This is a genomic window from Sandarakinorhabdus cyanobacteriorum (assembly GCF_002251755.1).
GTDB lineage: Bacteria > Pseudomonadota > Alphaproteobacteria > Sphingomonadales > Sphingomonadaceae > Sandarakinorhabdus > Sandarakinorhabdus cyanobacteriorum.
In genome coordinates this window covers 14,776-38,298 of sequence record NZ_NOXT01000108.1, presented here as the reverse complement: position 1 = coordinate 38,298, position 23,523 = coordinate 14,776, and the positions used below count along the sequence as shown (strand labels likewise).

The following is a 23,523-nucleotide window of genomic DNA, read 5'->3' as shown; positions in this document are numbered from 1 at the left end:
TGCATCATGCCGTGGGGCCGATGGCGGCCAGATTGCGCGGATCGGGATGGAACACCGCTGCCGGGTGCTGACGGATAAGGTCGCGCAGGGCCAGCTTGTCGAGCAGCCACCACTGGCTGGCCTCGATAGCGGCGATGGTCTCGGCGTCAAAGCGCTGGCGCAGCACCCGGCCCGGCATGCCGGCGGCGATGGCATAGCGCGGGATATCCTGGTTGATGATGGCGCCGGCGGCAATCACCGCGCCGCGGCCGATGAACTTGCAGCCGGGCAGGATGGTGGCGTTGTGGCCAACCCACACATCATCCTCCACCTGCAGCCAGGGCGGTTCGGGCAGATTTTCCGCCACCACGCCAAAGCGGCGTTCGTAGAGATAGGGGTGGGTGGTGAGCGCATCGAGCGGGTGATTCTGATCAATCACCCGCGCCGATCGGGCGAAGGAGCAATAGCGGCCGATGCGCGTGTGGGCTGAAATGCGCCAGGGATCAAAGCAGCCATAACTGTAGAGGCCAACCTCGATCTTCCAGCGGCGGCTGAACCAGTCACGCAGGGCCGTGCTTTCATACTCGTTCCGGCGCAGCCAGATGAGCTTCAGCTTGTCGCCGACCGCAAATGCCATGGAACCCCCGTTGCCCAGCAATAGGATCGCGGTCAGGCCACCAGACGCGCCATGGCGGCCGACATCATCAACAGCGAGGCCACACCGGGGTAGCTGAAGCGGAAGTGGGGGTCGCCCGGGCCTTCGCGCCGATCCAGCAGATCGACGGTGTTGACGAACAGCTTAAGATCCCGCTCGATGGCGAGCGCCGACAGGGTGCCGCCCATTTCGGCATAGACATCATCGACGGTGAACCAGCCATCGGCCGAGCTGCCGGCCTTGGCGGCCGACACCAGCAGTTGCCAGTGCGTCTTGGTTTCCTCTCGCGAGAGGTTGGATTGCACCCGGCGCGGCAGGCTGGCCTGCCAGTCGCGGATGACGACATCGACGGCGCGGCGGGCATCGGCCTCGTTCACCTTGTCGCGCCCGGCATCCAGCGCGATCAGGCAGGCCTGGTGGCCGAGCAGGCGGACGAGATAGGGCGAGCCGCCGGCCATCTGGCCGATGGTTTCCACGGCATCGTCACCGATGGAGAGTTCGGCGGCGCGTTCGCCCATGCGCAGCAGTTCGCGCATTTCGGCCTTGGTCATCGGGGTCATCGGCAGGCCGGTGATGTTGCGCCGGATGGACGGGGCATAACCGATGAGTTCGTCGAGGTTGAGTGCGACGCCGGTGATGATCAGCTGGACACGCGCCGCGCGGTCCGACAGGTTCTTGATGAGTTCGGCCACATCGCGGCGGAAATTCACATCGATGACCCGGTCATACTCGTCGAGGATGACCAGCACGCGGGTGCCGACGACGCCGGTGAGCACATCGGCCAGCTCGCGGGCGCCATATTCGCCTTCGGGCAGCATGATGTCGAAATTGTCACCGGCTTCGGCCTCGGCCGAGTTGGGCAGCACCGAGGCATGGAAGATGCGCGGGATCCGGGACAGGATCGAGCGGAACATGTCGGAGAAATTGGCTGCGGTGCCGCAACTGGCATAGATGACGTGGTAGCGCGCCTCGCGGGCGGTTTCGGCGAACACATGGGCCAGGCTGGTCTTCCCGATCCCGCGCTCGCCATAGATCACGACATGGACACGCTGTTCCTCGATGGCGTTGATCAGGCGCGACATCGGATCGTGACGGCCGGCAAAGGATTCGCGCGCCACCACCGGTTGGGAGGCGGCAAGCGCGTCACGCAAGGCGAGGCGCCGGCGGGCCATCCGGTCAGCCGAGGCGGATTCCACGTCATCGGCGGCGCTGGCGACGAAACGCGGCAACTTCGGGCCCGGTTCCACATCAAGCCGTTCCCGCCACAGGCTGTCTTCGCCAACCGGCATGTCATAGCCGCGGGTCTGGGTGGGGAAGGCCTCGACCAGGGTGACGCTGCTCTGCGTCTCATCGGCGGTGTTGTTGAGATCGCTGGCCGCGTTATCAATGCTGGTCTGTGATTTGCGTTTCCAGATCATCCCGTCCCCACCATTGCCAGCACGGCCCGGCCAGCATGTTTGCGGCCAAGGCCAGTTACGGCACAACATGCACTGTAATTGCGTTCGCCTCTGCCATGAGAATGTTGCAGATGCGAGGGGCAATATGGGCAATTTGCACACAATGTCTCAAAAATCCATCGCTTGGGCCGGCGAGATGGTTGCCCGGAAGATGTGCTGCGTGTAGCAGGAGCGCCAATGGAACGCTGGCGAAATCTGGCTGCCTTGCCCAGTGCAGAGCGCGTGGCATGTGCCGAGGGGGTGTGGACTGAACATGAACGGGGCGGAACAAGCAGGCAGCGCCGGGCGGATGCGAGCCGCAACGCTTACCCACGCGCTGGCATGGGTGCTGGCCATCGTGGCAGCGCCGGCGCTGGCGCAGGTGGCGCGGCCGGGCCAGGCCAGCACGCCGGTGCTGCCGACGGTTGCCGACAGTGATGATCTGGATGGCACAAGCTCGTCTGTGGCTGGCCTGCCCGGCTATCCGGGCCGTGGTTTCAACCTGCAGGCCATGGTGTCAACCCGTTATGAGGACAATCTGTCGCGCCGGCCGGTGAAGGATGACGGCGTGCGCATCCGCCCGAAGGCGACGCTGAGCTATGGTCTTGGTGCCGGGCGCATCGGGCTCTATGCCATTGGCACCTACGGCCGCGATATAGTGCGCGGCAACAATCTGTTCGCGGGGGCAGACCGGCATTTCTATGGTGGCGGCGCTGCAATGCAGTTGTCGCGCTGCAACATCGATGGTGGCGGCAGTTTCAAGCAGAATCTGGTGTTCACCTCGGATGTGGCGCTGGCGGGGTCCTTTGAACAGCGTACCAGCCAGTTCGGGGCGGCCGTGTCGTGCCAGATCGGATCGGCGCTGTCGGTGAATGGCGGCATTTCGCAGGCCACCATGGGCGTGGTGCGCCGGGTCACCCAGGCGCTCGATTCCAACCGTTGGACTTATAATGCCGGCTTGGCGCTGGAACGGCCCGCCTTTGGCCGCCTGTCGCTGGACGGCTCCATTTCGGACATAAACCTCACCGGCCGGCAGGTGCTTACGCCCGATGGCCTCGTGGATGATGGTCTGCTGCAGCGCAGTCTGCGCCTGGGCTATAGCCGCAATTTCGGTTCGCGCATCACCCTGACGCTGGGCGGCTCATATCTCGACACTGCGCCGAAGGCGACGCAGAACGTGGTGATTGTCGATGGCTTGCCGCAAGTGGTGGACCGCAGCAGCTTCAACGGGGCTGGTTATGATGCGGGGCTTGTTGTGCGGCTGTCACCCAGGCTTGGCTTGACCGGTTCGGCCAGCCGCAACATCCGCTCGAACGGATTTGTGGGCGCCCAGTTCATCGTGGTGGACACGGTGGAAGGCGGCATCAGCTATGAATTGCCCAACGGCATGACGCTGGCTGCCGGCTATAATTATCGCGATTCCCGCTTTCGCGGGGCGGTGATCACGTCGCTGGAGGCCCGCTTGCGGAACCGTGACCGATTCTATCGCTATTTCGCGCATCTGGGCGGCAAGCTGGGCCGGCGCATCAATCTCGCGCTGGATGTGTCGCACAATCAAAGACGGTCCGATCCGTCCGTATTCAATTTTGATTCCACGGCCGTTGGCTTCACCCTCGGCTTTGAACTTGGCAACCAGGGGTCCTAATGATCAAGATGCTTCCCTTTGCCGTGGTCGCCGCTGTGCTGGCGGGCCCGGTGTCTGCCCAACAGGCCTATGCCGGTTATCAGCTTGGACCTGACGACAGCGTGCAGGTGGTGGTCTACGGCCAGTCTGAATTCAATGTCACCACGCGGGTCAAGGCGGATGGCACCATCGTCATGCCGCTGATCGGCACGGTGAAGGCCCAGGGCGAAACCAACATCACCCTGGCCCGCCTGATCACAGACAAGCTGGTGGCAGGCGGATTTCTGAAGCAGCCCCTGGTGAACGTCGAAATCGGCGCTTACGTGTCGCGCACCGTGAATGTGGCCGGCAATGTGACGTCGCCGGGCATCTTTCCGCTCGATCGTCCGTATCATGTGCTGGAAATCTTGCTGAAGGCGGGCTGGGTGCGGGCAGATGGCGCCAATTTCGTGTATCTGCGTCGTGCCGGTCAGCCGGAGCAGCGGCTGGAGATCGAGCAACTGGTGCGCACGTCGGGTGCCAGCACGGAACCGGCCCTTGCGCCGGGAGATACGTTGTTTGTCCCTCCGGCCGAGACATTCTTCATCTATGGCCAGATCAACGCGCCGGGCATGAAGAATATCCTGCCGGGCATGACCATCCGGCAGGCGATCGCGCTGGCGGGCGGGGTGACGGCATCGGGCAAGGCCGACAAGGTGGGCCTGGTGCGCGGCAGCGGCAAGGAAATTGACGCCGATCCGTCACAGAAGGTGCAGAATGGTGATGTAATCGTCATCAAGGAACGCCTGTTCTGATCGGGTGCCCGCCGGCGGTGCCGGCGGGATGCGGAATTTGAGGGAGCCGGCCTGGCCGGGGAGACGTTTATGAGTTTGATCCAGTTGGTGCGAATCCTGGTGGCGCGGCGCTGGCTGATCGCCTTTGCCGTGTTCCTGGGCCTGCTGGTCGGCGTGGCCATCGGCAATCTGCTGCCCGCCCGTTATCCGGCGCGCGCCCGTGTGTTGATGGACAATTTCAAGCCCGACCCGGTGACCGGCGCCGTGCTGAACGCCTCGGGCATCAAGATGTTCATCCGCACCCAGCTCGAACTGATCAAGGATTACCGCATCGCCGGCGAGGCGGTCGACCGTCTGGGCCTGACCAGCAACGCCAACCTGCTGGCCACCTGGCAGGCCGAAACCGGCGGCTATGGCGATTTCCGGCGCTGGCTGGCGGACCGGATCGTCAACAACGTGCAGGTGTCGCAGATCGAAAGCTCCAACATCATGGAGATCACCTATGAGGCCGGGGTGCCCGAAGTGGCCCGCCGCACGGTGAACGCGCTGCGCGATGCCTATATCGAGAACAGTCTGAAGTTCCGGACGGATTCGGCCGGCCGCACCGCCGAATGGTATCGCGAGCAGGCGGCCCGTGCCTTGCGCGTGCTGCAGAGTGCCGAAGCGGCCAAGACCAAGTTCGAGCAGGATAACGGCATCGTGATGACCGGCACCGGCGAGGCCGAGACGTTAAAGCTGGCCAGCTTGCAGGCTGCCCTTACCGAGGCCCGATCCAATGCCGGAATGCAGAGTTTCGAGGCGGTGCGCCAATCGACCAACAGTTCGGTGGTTGATCAGCTGAAGGTGCAGCTTGCGACATTGAATGACCAGATCGAGCAGGCATCGGAACGGCTGGGCAACCAGCACCCGACCTATCTGGCCATGCTGTCGCGCCGGACCCAGCTGGAACGCCAACTGGCCCGCGAACAGGTGGCTGCACGCCAGGCCGGCGCGGCCCAATTGGGCGCGTCGCGCGGCGGTGTGGCCCAGCTTGAGGCCGAATATGAGGCGCAGCGCGCCAAGGTGTTCGCCATGAAGGAAAAGCTGGACAAACTGGGCCAGTTGACCAGCGAGGTTGAGCTGCGGCGCCAGCAATATGAGCAGGCCGCCAAGCGCACCAGCGAACTGCAGCTCGAATCGAATGTGGCGGATGCAGGCCTGATCGTGCTGGGTGACGCCATCGTCAGCCCCGACCCGACCTTCCCGAACTGGTCATTGATCATTCCGCTGGCGGCCGGCATCGGCCTTTCGGTGGGCGTGCTGATGGCCCTGCTGGTCGAGTTGTTGAATCGCCGCGTGCGCGGCGCCGAGGATCTGGGCTTTGCCGCCCGGGTGCCGGTGTTCGCCGTGGTTGCCGATCAGCAGACTCCGGAATGGCAACGCCTGATCAAGCGGTTGCTGATTCGTCGCAACGGGCGGAACGAACAGTTTCAGCCGGCCCAATGATACCCGGACGGGGCAACGGGCAGTGGCTGCGCAAGGACAGGTGAATGGATAACAACGAACAGGAAGTCCCGTTCGAGGACGTTGAGGCCAATGTTGTCGAGCGGGTTCGGGTCGCCGGCGGCGAACGTTATGATGCGCCGATCCGCGATGTGCTGACCCGGCTTGGCTATCTGTCGCAGGATCAGGCGGCGCATGTGGCGCAGCATGCCGCCGAGCGTGGTCTGGACTTTGACCAGGCGGCGCTGGAAATCGGCTATATCACATCGGAAGAGCTGGACCGCGCCCGCGAACAGCTGATCAACGCCATGGCGTTGCAGAATGTCGTGCGTCGTCCGACGTCGGACGAGCTGATCGTCATTTCCGATCCCGGATCGGTGCGGGCCGAAGCCATCCGCATGCTGCGCACGCAGGTGATTGCCCAGCACATCAAGAATGGCCGTCGCGGCCTCGCGGTGGTGGCCACGGCCGATGGCCATGGCTGTTCCTATGTCGCGGCCAATCTGGCTGTTGCGCTGGCGCAGGTGGGGTACAAGATCCTGCTGGTTGATGCCGACATGCGCAGCCCGCGCCAGGATCAGATCTTCGGGCTTGATCCCAATGCGCCGGGGCTGTCCAGCTTCCTGGCCCTGCAGGTGGCCCGCCCGGAACGCGTGGTGAATGCCAATGTTCTGCCCGGTCTGGCCGTGATCACCGCCGGCCCGCCGACCAGCCGCCCGCAGGAACTTCTTTCGGGCAACCGGTTCCGCGACGGTGTCAACACGCTGCTGCGCGAATATGATCTGGTGCTGTTTGACACGCCGGCGGCCAACACCAGCGCCGATGCGCTGAACATCGCCGGCGCGGCGGCCTATGCCCTGGTGGTCGGCCGCACCAACCAGACCTATTACAAGGATGTCAGCGTATTGGCGGATCAACTTGCCGCGGCGCGCTGCGCGGTGGTGGGAGCCGTGCTGAATGACTTCTGAAGCCGCATCGCAGGCGGTTGGCGCAGCGACAGGCAGGACAGCGGCTGGACCCGATGTCCGCGCCTTCGTGCGCAACCAGTGGCCATTGGCTGCCGGGCTGGCGGTGCTGGCCCTGCCGACGATTGTCAGCCTGGCGCGTGGCCCCTGGCAGGAGGAATCCGGCGTACACGGTGTGATCGTGCTGGTGACCGGCATCTGGCTGGTGATGCGGCGCTGGAACGATATCGTGCGGCTGCAGCGGCCGGGCAATCCGGTGCTCACCGCGCTTCTGCTCGCGGTTGCCATGGTGGTTTACATTGGCGGCCGGGCGTTTGAGTTCATCAGCATCGAGGCGGCGGCACTGCTGCTCGCGATGGTGGCGGTGATCCAGCAATATTGGGGCATGGCAGTGCTGCGCATGCTGTGGTTCCCGATTTTCTATCTGGGCTTTGTCATTCCGCTGCCCGGCTGGTTCCTGGACCAGATCACCTTGCCGCTGAAAGAATTCGTGTCGCAGATCGTCACCGATTCGCTGGCCGCGATGGATTATCCGATCGCCCGGCTGGGTGTGACCATCTATGTCGGCGCCTATCAGTTGCTGGTGGAAGATGCCTGCGCCGGCCTGAATTCGCTGGTCAGTCTTTCAGCCATTGGCCTGTTCTATGTCTATCTGCTGCGGGGTTCGAACCCGGCCTATTCGATGCTGCTGCTTGCGATGGTGATCCCGATTGCCATTCTGGCCAACGGCGTGCGCGTCGCGGCCCTGGTGCTGATCACCTATTATCTCGGCAATGCCTGGGCGCAGGGTTATCTGCACAATTTTGCCGGCATGGTGACCTTTGTCTCGGCCCTGTTGCTGATCTTTGCGCTGGATTGGGTGCTGACGCCGCTGCGCAATCGGCTGGAATCGAAGGGTGTCGTGGCATGAGCGGGCCATCGCGCCGGGATTTTCTGGTGGGCGGTGCGCTGGCGGCCGGGGCTGCCGGTGCCGTGGCGTTGACGCCGCGTGACCGGCTGGTGCTGATGCCGGATGGCACGACGCTGAACGACATCGTGCCGGAACGGCTGGGCGAGTGGGAAGTCGTGCCCACGTCCAGCATCGTGCTGCCAAAGCCGCGCGAAGGCTCGCTGGCGGACAAGCTTTATGGCGACCAGCTCGCCCGCCTGTATGAGGCACCGGGCAATCTGCCGATCATCCTGGTCATGGCCTATGGCCCGATCCAGAGCGATTCGCTGCAGTTGCACCGGCCCGAGGTCTGTTATTCGGCGGCGGGCTTTTCGATCGAGAATGTGCGCACATCGGTGCTGGATGTCGGGCCCCGGCTGCGCCTGCCGGTGCGTGATCTGGTGGCGCGCAACGAATCGCGGGTGGAAACCATCACGTACTGGACCCGCATTGGCGATGATCTGCCGACCAGCGGCACCGAACAGCGGCTGGTGAAGCTGCGCCAGCAGTGGGACGGCTATATCGCCGACGGCATTCTGGTGCGGTTGAGCGTGGCGGCCGAACCGTCACCGCAGGTGTTGGCGACGATGCGGGTGTTTTCCCAGACGATGTTGCAGGCAATTGCGCCACGGGCCCTGCCGGCCCTGATCGGCCGGACGTTGGCGCGAACGGCGGGTGGCGCGTGATGGCCGCCCGCCCTTGCAGCGGCTCAGCCGTGATCGAAGGGTTTGAGCACGCGCCAGATGAAGCCCAGCGTGCCAGCGAACAGCAGCAGCGCCCCGCCATGCAGGGTGATTTCCCCGCTCTTCATCGCTTCGTTGCCGAGATAGTTGGTCACCGCGCAGCCGACAGACGCGACCAGATACTGCCAGAGATGGTCGCGCGGTTCGCCCTGACTGCGTTGCAGGAACAGGACGATTAAGACGGCAAACGCCATCACCGTCACCCAATCATATGGTGTTTCCATCCAATCATCTCCCTCGCACTTGCCTCTATACCAACACGGCCAGATGTGACCATGCTGATTCAAACGGCAGTCGCGCCAACCAGTAAATTTTTCTTAGCAAAGTTCCAGTGCTGAATGAATTCAGAACGACCCATTTTGCCGCCAATGGCCACTGAACCCGGCGCCAGCCGCAAGGGCGTGCCGCTCCGCATCGCCATCACGCTGGGACGCGTTGTCGAATTTCTGGCGGCGGCGAGCAGCGGCCTGGTCCTGATTGCCATTGGCGTGTGGGATTTCGGCGGCACGCTCGACACCCACAGCCGCGTGGTGCTGCTGGGCGCGGCGGCCTATGCGTTGTTGGCCGAAAGCCTGGGCGCCTACGACATTGATGCGCAGTTTTCGGTGCGCAAGGGCTGGAACCGGGTGGTGATGGCCTGGCTGCTGACGGCGGTGTTCCTGATCACCCTGGGCTATCTCTTGAAGGAATCGGATCAGGTGTCGCGGGGCTGGGCGGTCAGCTGGCTGGCCCTGGGCGCGGTGTCGCTCTGTTCGGTGCGTGCCATCGACATCATCTGTGTGCGCCGGCTGAAAACCCGCGGCACGTTCAACGAACGGGTGGCGATCTTTGGCACTGGCCAGCAGGGGCTGCGCTTTGCCCAATATGTGCAATCGGATGAGCGGCTGACCATCACGCTGATCGGCATGTTTGATGATCGTTCGCCCGAACGGCGGCCGGCCGATGTTGCCGGCGTGCCGGTGCTGGGCAATCTGACGACCCTGATCGAGATGATCCGCGACGGGCTGGTGGATCAGGTGGTGGTGGCGCTGCCTTGGGCGGCCGAGCGGCGCTTGCAGGAAATTGTCACCCGGCTGGCGCTGACACCGGTGAAGGTGCGGCTCGGGCCCGATCTGGTCGCCTTCACCTATGCCCGGCGGCCGGTGGTGATCCTGGGCGATGTGCCGGTGATGACCCTGTTTGACCGGCCGATTGGCGGGCTTTCGGCGGTGGCCAAGAATATCGAGGACAAGCTGCTGACGCTGATCATCCTGGCCTTCATCTGGCCGGTGCTGCTGGCGGTGGCGATCGCCATCAAACTGGATTCGCCCGGGCCGATCCTGTTCCGCCAGCCGCGCGAGGGCTTCAACAATCGCACCTTCGATTGTTTCAAGTTCCGGTCGATGTATCACAACCAGCTGGAATTCAAGAATATCAACCAGGCCACTCGCGATGATCCGCGGGTGACGCGGGTGGGCCGTATCCTGCGCCGCACCAGCCTGGATGAGCTGCCGCAGCTGTTCAACGTGCTGCTGGGGGACATGAGCCTGGTCGGCCCGCGCCCGCATGCGCCATCAACCCGCGCGGGCGGCCGGCTGTTTTCCGATGTGGTGCAAAGCTATGCCGCGCGGCACAAGGTGAAGCCGGGCATCACCGGCTGGGCCCAGGTGTGCGGCTGGCGCGGCGAGACCGACACCGAAGAGAAGCTGATCAAGCGCTTCGAGCATGACCTTTACTATATCGACAACTGGTCGATCCTGCTGGATTTCTATATCCTGATCCGCACGGTTGGGGCCGTGTTGCTGCCCAAGAACGCCCTTTGAGGCCGGGCATTGCCGTGCGGCAGGGCAGAATGTCGCACCGGCAATAATAGAACCCAATATTCCTTGGCGGGGACATAATCTTTCCCTAAGGCCTGCCCTCATTCAATTTTCCTGTCCGCTGGACGGCCTCTGCCGATTCCCGCGGCCAGCAAAAGGGCAGAGCCATGTACGATCCCGCCGCTCCACTGCGTCCGCCGGTGCCCCGGCCCGAATATAACCCGGTCGCCACCCGCGCCGACTGGCAGGCCATGCGCGAGGCGGTGCTGGCCGATCCGGGCGGTTTTCATGGCAAGATCGCCGGGCGCAACCTGCACTGGTTGGTGGACGTGGCCGGCCGCAACGCCTGGATGAGCCATGCCGGCGACGGCCGCTGGACCGGCTGGGATGCCGAGACTGCGGCGCCGGTGGCGGCCGATCTGGGCGCCGATTTCGCGCCATGGACGCGGGACTTCAACGCTGATGATGCGCCCAATTTCCGCTGGTTCGAAGGCGGCTTCACCAATGCGGCCTTCAACGAGCTGGACCGGCATGTGCTGGCTGGCCATGGCGCCGAAGCCGCCTTCATCTTTGAAGGCGACCGCTGGGATCTGGCGGCCAACAATGGCCGCGGTGCGCCGGTGGATTGCATCACCGTGTCCCGCCGCCAGCTGCTGCTGGAAGCGGCCAAGTGCGCCATTGCGCTGACCAGGCTGGGCCTGAAGGCGGGTGACCGCATCGCCCTCAACATGCCGAACGTGCCGGCCCAGCTCTATTGGAGCGAGGGCGCCAAGCGCATTGGCGTCATCTACACGCCGGTGTTCGGCGGCTTTTCTGACAAGACGCTTTCGGACCGCATCCACGATGCCGGCGCCCGCATCGTCATCACCGCTGACGGTGGTTACCGCAACGCCCAGATCGTGCCATTCAAGACGGCCTATACCGATCCGGCGCTCGACAATTATGTGCCGGTGGCCGTTGCCCTGCGCCTGCTGGAAGAGCGGCTGACGGGCAGCGATCTCGGCCTGTCGGATGCCACCCGCACCGCCATGGCTGGCATTGTCGCCACCGCGCTGAAGGGCGAGGTGACGGTGGAACGCGGCGATGTCATGCGCGGCCTGGGCCGGGCGCTGGCCGAGCTGGGCAAGGAAGGCCAGGTTGATGCCGCCCAATCGGCGCGCATCCGCATTGCGATTGCCGAGGCGCTGGTGTCGACCCCGCCGCGGGTGGAGGCGGTGATCGTCGCCAACCACACCCATGTGCCCGATCTGGTGTGGCGTGACCGCGATGTGTGGAGCCATGATCTGACCAACGCCGCGCTGGCCGATATCCTGGCGGCGGCCGGGCTGGCCGATGAGGCGGCGCTGCACGCCCTCGACGACGAGGCCTTTGTGGCCGCGCTGTGGAAAGCGTCAAAGCCGCTGCCGGTCGATGCCGAATATCCGCTGTTCTTCATCTACACCTCGGGCTCCACCGGCAAGCCGAAGGGCGTCGTCCATGTCCATGGCGGCTATGCCAGCGGCATCATGGAGACGATGAAGGTCGCCTTTGATGCGCGGCCTGGCGACACGATCTTCGTGGTGGCCGATCCGGGCTGGATCACCGGCCAGAGCTACATGATCGCCGCCGCGCTGCTCTCCCGCGTGACCACCGTGCTGGCCGAAGGCTCCCCGGTGTTTCCGCACGCCGGGCGCTTTGCCGCGATGATCGAAAATCACGGCGTGACCATCTTCAAGGCCGGTGTGACCTTCCTGAAGGCGGTGATGACCGATCCGCAGAATCTGAAGGATATCCAGGCCTACGACCTGTCGAAGCTGCGCGTTGCCACTTTCTGCGCCGAGCCGTGCTCGCCGCCGGTGCAGGCGTTCGGCATGGATCATATCACGCCGCAATATATCAACAGCTATTGGGCGACCGAGCATGGCGGCATCGCCTGGACGCATTTCTATGGCAATGGCGATTTCCCGCTGGCCGCCGATGCCCGCACCTTCCCGCTGCCGTGGATTGTTGGCGATGTGTGGGTGGAGGATGAGGCCGGCGACAAGGCCGCGCGCGTGCTGCTGACCCGTGAGGGCAGCGACGGCGTGACCTGGCGCAAGGCAGGGCAGGGCGAGAAGGGTGAGATCATCATCGCCGGGCCTTATCCTTATCTGGCGCGCACCGTGTGGGGTGACAGCGACAATTTCCGCGTGGAAGATGGCCGCGTGGTTGGCGGCTGGGCTGGCGACGCTGGCCGCTGGCGCGATGGCTATTGGGGCCGCTGGCAGGGCGTGTGGGCCTATACCCAGGGCGATTTTGCCGTGCAGGGTGACGATGACGGCTTCTCGCTGCATGGCCGCTCGGACGATGTGATCAACGTCTCTGGCCACCGCATGGGCACCGAGGAGATCGAGGGCGCCATCCTTCGCGACAAGGCGCTGAACCCGGAAAGCCCGGTGGGCAATGTGCTGGTGGTTGGCGCGCCGCACCGCGAGAAGGGCTTGACCCCGCTGGCGTTCATCACGCCGGCACCGGGCCAGATCATCACCCGCGACGACGAACGCCGGATGGCCGATCTGGTGCGCAGCGAAAAGGGCGCCGTGGCGGTGCCGGGCGATTTCATCACCGTTTCGCAGTTCCCGGAAACCCGCAGCGGCAAATATATGCGCCGCATGGTCCGCGCGCTGGTGGAAGGGGCGCCGCTGGGCGATGTCACCACGCTGAAGAATCCGGAGAGCCTGGACGAGTTGAAGCGCGCCATCACCGCGTGGGAGCGCAAGCAGCGCCTGTCGGAAGATCAGGATATCTTCGATCGCTATCGCTATTTCCGAATCCAGTACAACATCGTCGCGCCGGGCAAGAAGGTGGCGACGGTGTTCATCACCAACCCGCCGGTCAACGCGCTGAACGAACGCGCCATCGACGAGCTGGTGATTGTGGTGGAGCATCTGTCCCGCCGCGATGATGTGGCGGCGGTGGTGTTCACCGGTGATGGCACGGCCAGCTTTGTCGCCGGCGCCGACATCCGCCAGTTCCTGGAGGAAATCCACACGGTTGAGGAAGCCCGCGTGCTGCCGGCCAACGCCCAGCTGGCGTTTGGCAAGATCGAGCAGATGGGCAAGCCCTGCGTGGCGGCCATCCAGGGCGTGGCGCTGGGCGGCGGCATGGAATTCGCACTGGCCTGCCATTATCGCGTGGCGGAATCCCACGCCCGCTTCGGTCAGCCGGAAATCCGCCTGCGCCTGCTGCCCGGCTATGGCGGCACCCAGCGCCTGCCGCGTCTGCTGGCTGACGTGAACCCCAAGGACGGCTTGCGTGACTCCTTGGACATCATCCTCGGTGGACGCAGCATTGAGGCTTGGGAGGCATATTCCTTAGGCGTTGTGGATGACGTTGCGCGGGATTCTCATGATGCGTTGTCACTTGCTCATCAGAAGGTCAGGGACTTCATTTCTGGCGGTGCAGGGAGTGCCTTGGGCAGTGCGTGGATCGAACGCCGCCGCAAGGCACAGGGGAACTGGCAACAGCCCGGAGAAGCCAATCTTGATGCGGCGCTCAGCGACGAGTTCGTGCAGCGCATCCTCCGGCAGCTCGAATGGGCCGGCCGCGGCAAGGCCGGCGAACGCGCCATCGACGCGATCCGTACCGGTTGGACCCAGGGCATCGCCGCCGGCCTCGCCCGCGAAGCCGAGCTGTTCGCGCAGGCCGTGGTTGACCCCGATGGCGGCAAGACCGGCATCCGCCTGTTCATGGACAAGAAGGCGCCGCCGCTGCCCGTCCGCCGCAATGGCGTGCATGTGGAGGCCGAGTTCGCGGCCAAGGCCAAGCGGCTGGAAGCGGCCGGCGACCTGTTGCCGGTGGGCGCGCCCTTCTTCCCCGGCGTGACGCCGATCCCGGGCCATCAATATGGCTTTGGCATCGCGCGCAATCCGGACACCGGCGCGCCGCAGTTCGGCCCGCCGGCCACCCACGAAAAACAGCTGATCGTGCCGACGCCGCAGCCGGAGCCGAACGAGGCGCTGGTCTATCTGCTCAGCTCGGAAGTGAACTTCAACGATATCTGGGCCTTGACCGGCATCCCCGTCTCGCCGTTCGACAATCATGAGGAGGATGTGCAGCTGACCGGTTCGGGCGGTCTGGCGCTGGTTGCGGCGCTGGGCAGCGAGGTGCGGTCGCAGGGTCGGCTGAAGGTGGGGGACATGGTGGCGGTCTATTCCGGCACCTCTGACCTCTTGAGCCCGCAGGCCGGGCGCGACCCGATGTATGCCGATTTCGCCATCCAGGGCTATGAGACCAAGTCGGGCAGCCATGCCCAGTTCCTGACCGTGCAGGCGCCGCAGTTGCATCCCGTGCCGGGCGATCTGACGCTGGAACAGGCGGGCAGCTATATCCTCAACCTCGGCACCATCTGGCGCTGCCTCTACACCACGCTGGAAATCGTGGGCGGCAAGACCATCTTCATCGAAGGCTCGGCCACCGGGACGGGCCTGGATGCGCTGAAATCGGCCAAGGCCAGCGGGTTGCAGGTCACCGGCCTAGTGTCGAGCCCGGCGCGTGCCGAGTTCGTCAAGTCCAAGGGCGCGGTCGGCGCGCTTGATCGCACCGATCCGCGCTTCAAGGCGCTGTTCACGCCGGTGCCCGATGGCAGCAAGGATGACTGGGCGGCGTGGGAAGCCGCCGGCGAGGCGCTGGTGGCGGAATACAAGGCGCTGAACGGCGGCAAGCTGGCGGATTATGCGGTGAGCCATGCCGGCGAAACGGCCTTCCCGCGCTCGTTCCAGTTGCTGGGTGATGGTGGCGTGCTGGCCTTTTATGGCGCCTCGTCGGGCTATCACCTCAGCTTCATGGGCAAGAAGGGTGGTTCCGACCCTGTGTCGATGCTGGCCAAGGCCGGTGCGCGCGGTGGTGAGGCCGTGCTGATCTTCTATGGCCCCGGCAGCAAGGCGCTGGCCGACGAGACCGGGCTGGAGATGATCGAGGCGGCGCGCGGGCTGGGTTGCCGGATCGTGGTTGTCACCAACACCGATGGCCAGCGCGAGTTCATCCTGAGCCTGGGCTTCGAGGATGCGGTGGCCGGCGTGGTGAGCCTGGAGGGCATCAAGCGGCGGGAAGGCGCCAATTTCGATTGGCCCGACACCATGCCGCGCCTGCCGGTGGCGCGCGAGGATATCGAAACCTTCCGCGAGGCGGTGCGCCAGTTCCAGGACAAGACGCTGAAGCCGTTCGGCAATGCGGTCGGCAAGTTGCTGCGCAGCCCCGACAATCCGCGCGGCAACCCGGATATCGTGCTGGAGCGCGCCGGGCAGGACACGCTGGGCGTGACCACGGCGCTGGTGAAGCCGTTCACCGGCCGGGTCGTCTATTGCGAGGACATGGCGGGGCAGCGGTACAACTTCTATGCCCCGCAGGTGTGGACGCGCCAGCGCCGCATCATCATGCCGATGGCAGAGATCCGCGGCACGCATCTGTGCAACGCCTATGAAGTCACCCGCATGAACGACATGATCGCGGCCGGCATCCTGGATGTGACCGAGCCGACGGTGGTGCCGTGGGAAGGCCTGCCGGAAGCCCACCAGAGCATGTGGGACAACCGCCACACCGGCGCGACCTATATCGTCAACCACGCGCTGCCGGCCATGGGCCTGCGCGGCAAGGATGAACTGTACGAAGCCTGGGCCTCTCTGGGCGGCAGCAGCGAAGGGCAGGGGGAATGAACGCGATGTCGAAGACCAAGGGCGGTGAGCCCGTACCTGCTCCGCAGGGAGATCGCCCTGGCCGGCTGGCCGGCAAGGTGGCGCTGATCACCGGGGCGGCCGGCAATCTGGGCGGCAGCATCGTGCGCCGTTATCTGGCCGAAGGCGCAACCGTGGTGATGAGCGGCCGGGATGCCGCCCGCACCACCGCCGCGATGGAAGCCGCCGTGGCCGATGCCGGCGGATCGGCCAGCATCGTGACGATGGACGGCGCCAACATCGAATCGGTGCGCGCCGGCATTGCCGAGGTCGTGGCCCGCCACGGCCGCATCGACATATTGGTCAACAATGCCGGTTCGGCCGGCCCCAAGCAGGTGCTGGGCGCGCTGCCGCTGTCGGCCGACGAACTGGAAGGCACGCCCGACAATGAGACGGTGGGCGATGCCGCCCGCAACATCATGGTGGTGGCGTGGAACCTGGTGCGCGCCGCTGCCCCTGCGATGGGCGAGGGCGGCAGCATCATCAATGTTTCCACCATCTTCAGCCGCACCGATTATTTCGGCCGCGCCGCCTACACGGTGCCCAAGGCGGCGCTGAACATCCTGTCAAAGCGGTTGGCGCGCGAACTGGGTGGGCGTGGTATCCGGGTGAACACGCTTTATCCCGGCCCGATTGCATCCGAACGCATCCGCACCGTGTTTGCCGCGATGGACGGCCTGAAGGGCGACGCGCCGGGCAGCACGGCCAATCATTTCTTTGATCTGATGGCGCTGGAGCGCAGCGTTGAGGGCGAGGCCCGCGCCAAGACCTTCCCGACGCCGGCTGATATCGCCAATGCCTGCGTGTTCATGGGCAGCGATGAAAGCGCTGCCTTTGCCGCGCATGATTTTGAAGTGACGCACGGCATGGCGGTGCCGCAGGAATCGCGCAGCGAATTCCTGCACCGGCCCGACATGCGCGCCATTGATGGCGATGGCCGATCCATTCTGGTCGCCGCCGGCAACCAGTTGGACGATGGCCTGGCCATTGCCGGCCTGTTTGCTGCGCAGGGCGCGCGCGTGCTGCTGGGCTATCACGCCCAATCGGCGCTGGACGATGCGCAGGACCGGCTACCGGCTGGCGTGACGGCGGTGCGCTTCCCGCGCCATGACCATGTTGCCATGGATGAAGCGCTGGCGGAATTCTCGGCCGGCGGTGCCATCGATGGCGCGGTGATCCTGCCCACCCGCGGCCCCGGTTATTTCACCGGTGCGCTGGGCGAGGCGACGGATGCCGATGTCGAACGCTTTGTGGATGACGAGCTGGAAGGCGCGATCGCGCTGGCCCGCACGCTTGACCGTTACTGGCAGCGCAGCACCGATCTGGCCGCCGATCCGCGCGTGGTGTTCATCACCAACGGCGATGATGGCGCCGGCAATCTGTGGGCCGATGTGGAGCGCGCCGCCATCGAGGAGCTGCTCCGCGTGTGGCGCGACGAGGCCCGGGTGGCGCATGCGCAGGGCAAGACGCCGCGGGTGATCTGGGGCAACCAGATCGTGCGCTATGGCAATGGCGAGGTGGAAAACCGCGACTTCGCCGCTGGCCAGGCCGCGCGCCTGCTGCTGACCGACCGGCAGGTGGATCCGATCAACCTCTATCTGCCCAAGAGCATCGCCAAGGCGACCGGTGCGCGCCGTGCGCTGGTGGGCACGGCGGAAAACATCACGGGCCTGCATCTGGGCAAGGTGGCGCTGATCACCGGCGGTTCGGCCGGCATTGGCGGCGCGCTGGCGCGGCTGCTGGCACTGGCCGGCGCCAAGGTGATGATGGTCGCCCGCCGCGAGAGCGAGCTGGACGCCGCGCGCGAGCGCATCGTTGGCGAATTGCAGGACATCGGCTTTGCCGGCGTCGAGCGCCGGGTGCGCACGCTGGCGGGTGTGGACGTGGCCGACATGGCCTCCCTGCGCCGCGCCGTGGACGAAACGCTGAAGGCCTTTGGCCGCATCGATTATCTGATCAACAATGCCGGCATTTCGGGCGCCGAGGAGATGGCGGTGGACATGGAGGTGAGCGCGTTCCGCCACACCCAGTTTGCCAACCTCATCTCCAACTATGCCCTGATGCAGATGGTAGTGCCGCTGATGCGCAAACAGGGCAGCGGCTATATCCTCAATGTTTCCAGCTATTTCGGTGGGGAGAAGTTCCTCGCCGTGTCGTACCCGAACCGCACTGATTATGCGGTGTCGAAATCGGGCCAGCGCGCCATGGTCGAATCCATGGCCCGGCATCTCGGCCCGCAGATCCAGATCAACGCCATCGCGCCCGGCCCGGTGGACGGCGACCGCCTGGCCGGCCTGGGCGGCAAGCCGGGCCTGTTTGATCGGCGCGGCCGCCTGATCCTGGAGAACAAGCGGCTGAACGCCGTGCACGCCGCCGTGATCAAGGCGGTGCGCGGCGGGGCGCCGGTGGCGCAGCTGCTCTCGAAGCTGGCGCGCAACGACAGCGTGCAGCTGAGCCACGACCGCTCCAACCCGCAGGCGCTGCGCGACCTGGCGCTGGCCTGTGCCCGCGAAGGCGATGAGCGCTGTTGCTGGGACCGGTTCATCCTGACCCCGCCGCTGGCGGCCAAGCTACTGCGCCGGTTGCGGCTGGGTGGTTGGCTGATCGGCACCGATTGGCAGACCCGCGACGAGCATGACTGGCTGCTGCGCGTGCCGCCTGATGATGTGCCGTGGCTGCCGGTGGCCCAGATCGGCCGCGAGGCGGCCAAGGTGCGGGGCGGCGTGCTGAGCCAGCTGCACCTGGGCAAGATGCCGACCGAGACCGAAGTGGCGCAGGCGACGGTGTTCTTCCTGGCGGATCGCGCCGTGTCGGGCGAAACCTTCATGCCTTCGGGCGGCCTCAACGTGGAGCGCAGCCATACCGAACGCGAATTGTTCGGCAGCCCCAAGGCGGAGCGGCTGGCCCAGATGGGCGGCAAGACCGTGTGGCTGGTGGGTGAGCATCTCGCCGATTATCTCGGCGCGGCGGCCCAGGGCTTCCTGGACACCGATGTGGCGCGCGTGGTGCTGATCACTGGCACGGCGGCGGCTGGCGCGGCGATCCGCGGCCATGTGGGCCAGGGTGCCGACCGGGTCGAAACGCTGGTGATTGATGGCGATATCGAAACCGCCATGGACCAGGCGCTGGCCAAGTGGGGCCATCCGACCACCATCGTTTCAACACCGCTGGCGCCGTTGCCGGACCGGCTGTTCGATGGTGACGAGCCGCTGGACGGTGCCGGCTTTGCCGAGGTGGTGGAGCACAACCTGACCCACCATTTCCGCATCGCCCGCAAGGTGTCGCTGTTCGATCATTGCCAGCTGGTGCTGGTGTCGCCGGATGTGCCGATGGGCGAAGGCGCCAAGGGGGCCTTTGCGCTGGCCAATTTCGTCAAGACGACGCTGCACGCCTTTACCGCGACCATCGCGGTGGAGAATGAGCGGCTGGTGCACGAGGTGGCGGTGAACCAGATCAACCTGACCCGCCGCGTGCGCTCGGAAGAGCCGCGCAGCGAGGCCGAGCATCAGGAAGAGGTGCGCCGCTTTGCCCGCGCCGTGCTGCTGGCCGGTGCGCCGCTGCCCGATGCGGAAGACAGCCGTTATCGCAGCCGCATCTATCGCGGGATGAGCCTGACGGTGTGATGCGCAGCCGGTGGGGCGATCAGGCCGAAAGCTGCCGCTCCACCGCTGCCCATAGCGCGTTGATGGCGGTTGCGGCCGGCCCGCTGGCGACCGGCTGGCGCGTGGCCGCCATGGCTTCGACCGCGCTGGCATAGGGGATCACCAGCCAGTCCGGGTGGGCGGCCAGTGCGGCCTTGTGCAGCGCCTTGCGGCGATCGGCCATGGAAAACACCGGCAGCAGCGGTGGCGGTGTTTTCATTTCGGCGGAAAGATGCCCCGTCAATTGATCCAGCGCCCGGCCGGACAAGGGCGAGGGGATGGCCGGCACGACGATGAGATCGGCGGCGCGGAACATCTGATCGGCCAGTTCGGTGAGGCCGGGCGGGCAATCGAGGATGACCCGGTCATAACGGTCTTCCAGCGGCTTCAGGGCCTTTTTCAGGCGCTTTTCGCTGTCTTCGCCGGCAAGGTCAGCCTCCAGCCGGCGCAGCGACCGGTCAGCCGCCAGCACATCAAGATTGGCAAAGGCCGATGGCTGGATGAGATCGGCGAGGCTGGCGGCGGCGAGGCCCTTGCGCGCCTTGGCGCCGGCCTTGGGCTCAACACCCAGCAACCAGCCGGAAGCGCCCTGTGGGTCCAGATCCCAGAGCAGGGTGCGGCGGCCGCTGCGGGTGGCAGCGCCATGAGCAAGGCTGGCTGCCAGCGAGGATTTGCCGACGCCGCCCTTCGCGCTGAACAGGGCGACGACCTTCATGGCCGGTCAGGCCAGCAGTGCGGCGGCCAGCCGGTTGCGGATGGCGAGCAGGGCAGAGCGGTCAATGCCGGGCCCGGCCGGGGCCACGGTTTCGGCGGCTGGCGGCGGGGCGGGCTTGGCCCCCAACGCCAGCTGCGCGCCGCGGATGGTCATGCCCTGATCCTGCAGCAGCGCCTTGATCCGGCGCAGCAGCGCCATGTCGGCCGGGCGGTAATAGCGGCGGCCGCCGGCGCGCTTCAGCGGTTGCAATTGGGAAAAGCGGGTTTCCCAGAAGCGCAGCACATGCGCGGGCACGCTGATTTCATCAGCGGCTTCGGAAATTGTGCGGAATGCGCCTTCGGCCTTCCCAGAGACGGATTCCGCCACGATCAACCGCGGTTGATGGCTTCGCGCAGCAGCTGGCTGGGCCGGAAGGTGAGCACGGTGCGCGGTTCGATCGGCACTTCGACGCCGGTTTTCGGGTTGCGGCCGACGCGCAGGCCCTTGTTGCGCAGGACGAAGCTGCCGAAACTGGAAATCTTGACGTTGGAGCCGGCGATCAGCGCATCGCAGATGCGATCAAGCACGGCTTCGACCAGTTGGGCCGATTCGGTGCGCGAGAGACCGATTTCGCGATGCACGGCGTCTGCCAGATCGGCCCTGGTGACACTGCCGGCGCTTGCCTTGCTTGCCATCTGTTCTCCCCCCACCCTGCGCGCGCCAGCCTGTGTGGATTATGGTCTTGGCTGGCTGCGCTGATTCTACGCAGCTTTGGGCGATTCGCCACTGAAAAGTTTCACGAAAGTTTCACCACCGAACGGCGGCAGCGCCCCAGGTGAAACCGCCGCCCATCGCTTCGAGCAGGAGCAGGTCGCCAGGCTGGATGCGGCCATCGCGCACCGCCGTGTCGAGCGCCAGCGGCACCGAGGCGGCGGAGGTGTTGGCGTGGGAATCGACCGTGACCACCACCTGGCCTGGATCAAGGCCGAGCTTCTTTGCAGTGGCCTCCAATATGCGCAGATTGGCCTGGTGTGGCACCACCCAGGCGACATCGGCGGGGGCAAGGCCGGCCGCATCCAGCACCTCGCCCATCACGCTGGACAGGTTGGTGACAGCATGGCGGAAGACTTCCTTGCCCTTCATGCGCAGATGGCCGGTGCTGCCGGTGGAGCCGGGGCCGCCATCGACATAGAGGAGATCATTGTAGCGGCCATCGCTGTGCAGACGGCTGGCCAGCACGCCGCGATCATCGGTGGTGCCCGCCTGGGCCTGGGCTTCAAGCACGATGGCGCCAGCCCCATCGCCAAACAGCACGGCGGTGGTGCGGTCTTCCCAATCGAGCAGGCGGGAGAAGGTTTCGGCGCCAATCACCAGCGCCCGATTGTGTGCGCCGGTGGTGAGCAGGGCGTCGGCCACGGTGAGGGCATAGAGAAAGCCGGAGCAGACAGCGGCGACATCGAAGGCGACCCCGTGCGTCATCCCCAGCTTGTGCTGGATCACGGTGGCCACGGCCGGAAAGGTTTGATCGGGCGTGGCGGTGGCGACGACGATCAGATCGATGTCATCGGGGGTGCAGCCGGCAGCCGCCAAGGCGCGGCGGGCGGCTTCGGCGCCAAGATCGGAGGTGAATTCGCCTTCGGCGGCGATATGGCGGCGGCGGATGCCGGTGCGTTCGATGATCCATTCATCCGACGTGTCGAGCCGGGCGGCGAGATCATCGTTGGTGAGAATGGTTTGCGGCAGATAGCTGCCGGTGCCGGTGATGACCGAGCGGCGTCGGGCGGTGGGGCTGGTCATGCGGCGTTGGGTTCCGTCGTGGAGTCGCCAATGGTCGGGCCCATTCTGATGCCGGCCAGATCGGCGCTGATGCGGCGGCCCACATCATCGCGAACCAGATCATGCGCCACCCCGATGGCATTGGCCAGCCCGCGTGCGTTGGCGCTGCCATGGCTTTTCACCACAAGGCCATTGAGTCCAAGGAACACCGCACCGTTGTGGGCGTTGGGATCGAGATGGTTGCGCAGCGACTGCAGCGCGCTGCGGGCGATGAAATAGCCGAGCTTGCCCCAGATGGAGGCGCGAAAGGCGTTGCCGAGCAGGCCGGTGACGAGCCGGCTGGTGCCTTCGGCGGTTTTCAGCGCGATGTTGCCGGAGAAGCCATCGGTGACGACGACATCGACATCGCCGGTGCCAATCTTGTCCCCCTCGACAAAGCCGACGAAATCCATCGGCAGCTGGGCGGATTTGAGGATGGTGGCGGCGGTGCGCAGTTCCTCGGTGCCCTTCAGCTCTTCCTCGCCGATGTTGAGCAGGCCGAGGCGCGGGCGTTCGAGGCCGAGCACGGTGCGCGCAAAGGCCGCGCCCATCACGGCGAACTGCACCAGGTTGGTGGCATCGCATTCGGTGTTGGCGCCGAGATCGAGCATCACCGATTCGGATTTCAGCGTGGGCAGGATCGCGGCGAGTGCCGGGCGATCAATGCCCTTCATGGTGCGCAGGGCAAACAGCGCGATGGCCATCAGGGCACCGGTGTTGCCGGCCGACACGGCGGCATGCGCCTCACCCTGCTTCACTGCATCAATGGCCATGCCCATGGAGGTGGTGCTGGCGCGGCGCAGCACTTGGCTGGGCTTGTCGCGCATGGACACCACATCATCGCTGTTGATGATGCGGGCGCGGCCGGCCAGGCGCGGGTGGCGCGCCAGCTCGGGGGCGATGGCGGCTTCCTGCCCGAACAGCAGGAACGACAGGCGCGGGTAGCGTTCCGCCGCAATATCAGCGGCGGCAACGGCTTCGGCCACACCGGATTCGCCGCTCATCACATCGAGGGCGATGATCGGGCCCGCAGGCGGCGTGGCGGTCATGATGCGCGGGCCAAACCGGCGTTGGCCAGCAATCAGGCTTCGACGGCGACGACTTCGCGGCCGTTGTAGAAACCGCAAGCACCGCACACATTGTGGGGCAGCTTCAGTTCACCGCAGTTCGGGCATTCCTGAAACTGGGTGGCGGTGAGCGCATGATGGCTGCGACGCATGTTGCGGCGGGAAGGCGAGGTCTTGCGCTTGGGAACGGCCATGGGGCACCTGTATCAATCAATCTGGTTCGGCGAATTTC

General features: G+C 65.5%; 18 protein-coding genes. 9 read left to right on the top strand and 9 right to left on the bottom strand.

Annotated features, from left to right (window positions below; all coding sequences use genetic code 11):
• Positions 1 to 4 precede the first annotated feature (4 nt).
• Both CHU93_RS08695 and CHU93_RS08690 read right to left on the bottom strand, forming a co-directional pair.
• Positions 5 to 616 carry a CatB-related O-acetyltransferase gene (locus CHU93_RS08695; RefSeq protein ID WP_094473727.1) on the bottom strand — a complete coding sequence of 204 codons (612 nt, stop codon included), beginning with the start codon at positions 614 to 616 and terminating at the stop codon, positions 5 to 7.
• Between the two features lie 32 nt (positions 617 to 648).
• The gene (locus tag CHU93_RS08690) at positions 649 to 2,052 is read right to left on the bottom strand and encodes an ATP-binding protein (RefSeq protein ID WP_165768669.1); all 1,404 of its coding nucleotides are present in this window, start codon (positions 2,050 to 2,052) and stop codon (positions 649 to 651) included.
• A gap of 328 nt (positions 2,053 to 2,380) precedes the next feature.
• Between CHU93_RS08690 and CHU93_RS08685 the strand changes: the two genes are divergently transcribed.
• From CHU93_RS08685 to epsI, 6 genes are all read left to right on the top strand, one after another.
• On the top strand, positions 2,381 to 3,715 hold the full coding sequence (locus CHU93_RS08685; RefSeq protein WP_094473698.1) for an outer membrane beta-barrel protein: 1,335 nt from the start codon (positions 2,381 to 2,383) through the stop codon (positions 3,713 to 3,715).
• Positions 3,715 to 4,488: a polysaccharide biosynthesis/export family protein gene (locus CHU93_RS08680; RefSeq protein ID WP_094473697.1), complete on the top strand. Its 774-nt coding sequence runs from the start codon at positions 3,715 to 3,717 to the stop codon at positions 4,486 to 4,488. The genes CHU93_RS08685 and CHU93_RS08680 overlap by 1 nt, the downstream gene beginning before the upstream one ends.
• A 69-nt stretch (positions 4,489 to 4,557) precedes the next feature.
• Positions 4,558 to 5,952 (top strand): Wzz/FepE/Etk N-terminal domain-containing protein, encoded by a 1,395-nt coding sequence (locus CHU93_RS08675; RefSeq protein ID WP_094473696.1) that lies wholly within the window; start codon positions 4,558 to 4,560, stop codon positions 5,950 to 5,952.
• 44 nt (positions 5,953 to 5,996) lie between these two features.
• The gene (locus CHU93_RS08670; RefSeq protein ID WP_094473695.1) at positions 5,997 to 6,917 is read left to right on the top strand and encodes an AAA family ATPase; all 921 of its coding nucleotides are present in this window, start codon (positions 5,997 to 5,999) and stop codon (positions 6,915 to 6,917) included.
• Positions 6,907 to 7,824, top strand: coding sequence for an exosortase V (xrtV, locus tag CHU93_RS08665; RefSeq protein ID WP_094473694.1), 918 nt, complete (start codon positions 6,907 to 6,909; stop codon positions 7,822 to 7,824). The genes CHU93_RS08670 and xrtV overlap by 11 nt, the downstream gene beginning before the upstream one ends.
• On the top strand, positions 7,821 to 8,528 hold the full coding sequence (epsI, locus tag CHU93_RS08660) for an exosortase-associated protein EpsI, V-type (RefSeq protein ID WP_094473693.1): 708 nt from the start codon (positions 7,821 to 7,823) through the stop codon (positions 8,526 to 8,528). The genes xrtV and epsI overlap by 4 nt, the downstream gene beginning before the upstream one ends.
• 23 nt (positions 8,529 to 8,551) lie before the next feature.
• Here the strand turns inward: epsI and CHU93_RS08655 are convergent, their stop codons facing one another.
• Complete coding sequence (locus CHU93_RS08655) at positions 8,552 to 8,809, bottom strand: XrtV sorting system accessory protein (RefSeq protein WP_094473692.1); 258 nt, start codon at positions 8,807 to 8,809, stop codon at positions 8,552 to 8,554.
• A 144-nt stretch (positions 8,810 to 8,953) separates the two neighbouring features.
• Here CHU93_RS08655 and CHU93_RS08650 point away from each other — a divergent pair, with 144 nt between their 5' ends.
• The 3 genes from CHU93_RS08650 to CHU93_RS08640 all read left to right on the top strand — a co-directional run bounded on the left by CHU93_RS08650 (position 8,954) and on the right by CHU93_RS08640 (position 19,697).
• Positions 8,954 to 10,387 carry an undecaprenyl-phosphate glucose phosphotransferase gene (locus CHU93_RS08650; RefSeq protein ID WP_165768668.1) on the top strand — a complete coding sequence of 478 codons (1,434 nt, stop codon included), beginning with the start codon at positions 8,954 to 8,956 and terminating at the stop codon, positions 10,385 to 10,387.
• Between the two features lie 164 nt (positions 10,388 to 10,551).
• On the top strand, positions 10,552 to 16,056 hold the full coding sequence (locus CHU93_RS08645) for an AMP-binding protein (protein ID WP_094473690.1): 5,505 nt from the start codon (positions 10,552 to 10,554) through the stop codon (positions 16,054 to 16,056).
• A 5-nt stretch (positions 16,057 to 16,061) separates the two neighbouring features.
• Positions 16,062 to 19,697 carry an SDR family oxidoreductase gene (locus CHU93_RS08640; protein WP_243375453.1) on the top strand — a complete coding sequence of 1,212 codons (3,636 nt, stop codon included), beginning with the start codon at positions 16,062 to 16,064 and terminating at the stop codon, positions 19,695 to 19,697.
• Positions 19,698 to 19,716: 19 nt separating this feature from the next.
• On the opposite strand, the gene CHU93_RS08635 is transcribed toward CHU93_RS08640, so the two are convergent.
• The 6 genes from CHU93_RS08635 to rpmF form a co-directional block, all read right to left on the bottom strand.
• Positions 19,717 to 20,430, bottom strand: a complete 714-nt coding sequence (locus tag CHU93_RS08635) for a ParA family protein (protein ID WP_094473688.1) — start codon at positions 20,428 to 20,430, stop codon at positions 19,717 to 19,719.
• 6 nt (positions 20,431 to 20,436) lie between these two features.
• Positions 20,437 to 20,799, bottom strand: coding sequence for a MerR family transcriptional regulator (locus CHU93_RS08630; RefSeq protein WP_094473726.1), 363 nt, complete (start codon positions 20,797 to 20,799; stop codon positions 20,437 to 20,439).
• A complete protein-coding gene (locus CHU93_RS08625) occupies positions 20,799 to 21,104 on the bottom strand; it encodes an integration host factor subunit alpha (protein WP_086117517.1) in 306 nt (101 codons plus the stop codon). Before CHU93_RS08625 ends, CHU93_RS08630 begins: the two co-directional genes overlap by 1 nt.
• A gap of 112 nt (positions 21,105 to 21,216) precedes the next feature.
• Positions 21,217 to 22,206: a beta-ketoacyl-ACP synthase III gene (locus CHU93_RS08620; protein WP_094473687.1), complete on the bottom strand. Its 990-nt coding sequence runs from the start codon at positions 22,204 to 22,206 to the stop codon at positions 21,217 to 21,219.
• Positions 22,203 to 23,273 carry a phosphate acyltransferase PlsX gene (gene plsX / locus CHU93_RS08615; RefSeq protein WP_094473686.1) on the bottom strand — a complete coding sequence of 357 codons (1,071 nt, stop codon included), beginning with the start codon at positions 23,271 to 23,273 and terminating at the stop codon, positions 22,203 to 22,205. The genes CHU93_RS08620 and plsX overlap by 4 nt, the downstream gene beginning before the upstream one ends.
• Positions 23,274 to 23,305: 32 nt before the next feature.
• Positions 23,306 to 23,485 (bottom strand): 50S ribosomal protein L32, encoded by a 180-nt coding sequence (rpmF, locus tag CHU93_RS08610; RefSeq protein ID WP_086117514.1) that lies wholly within the window; start codon positions 23,483 to 23,485, stop codon positions 23,306 to 23,308.
• Positions 23,486 to 23,523 lie beyond the last annotated feature (38 nt).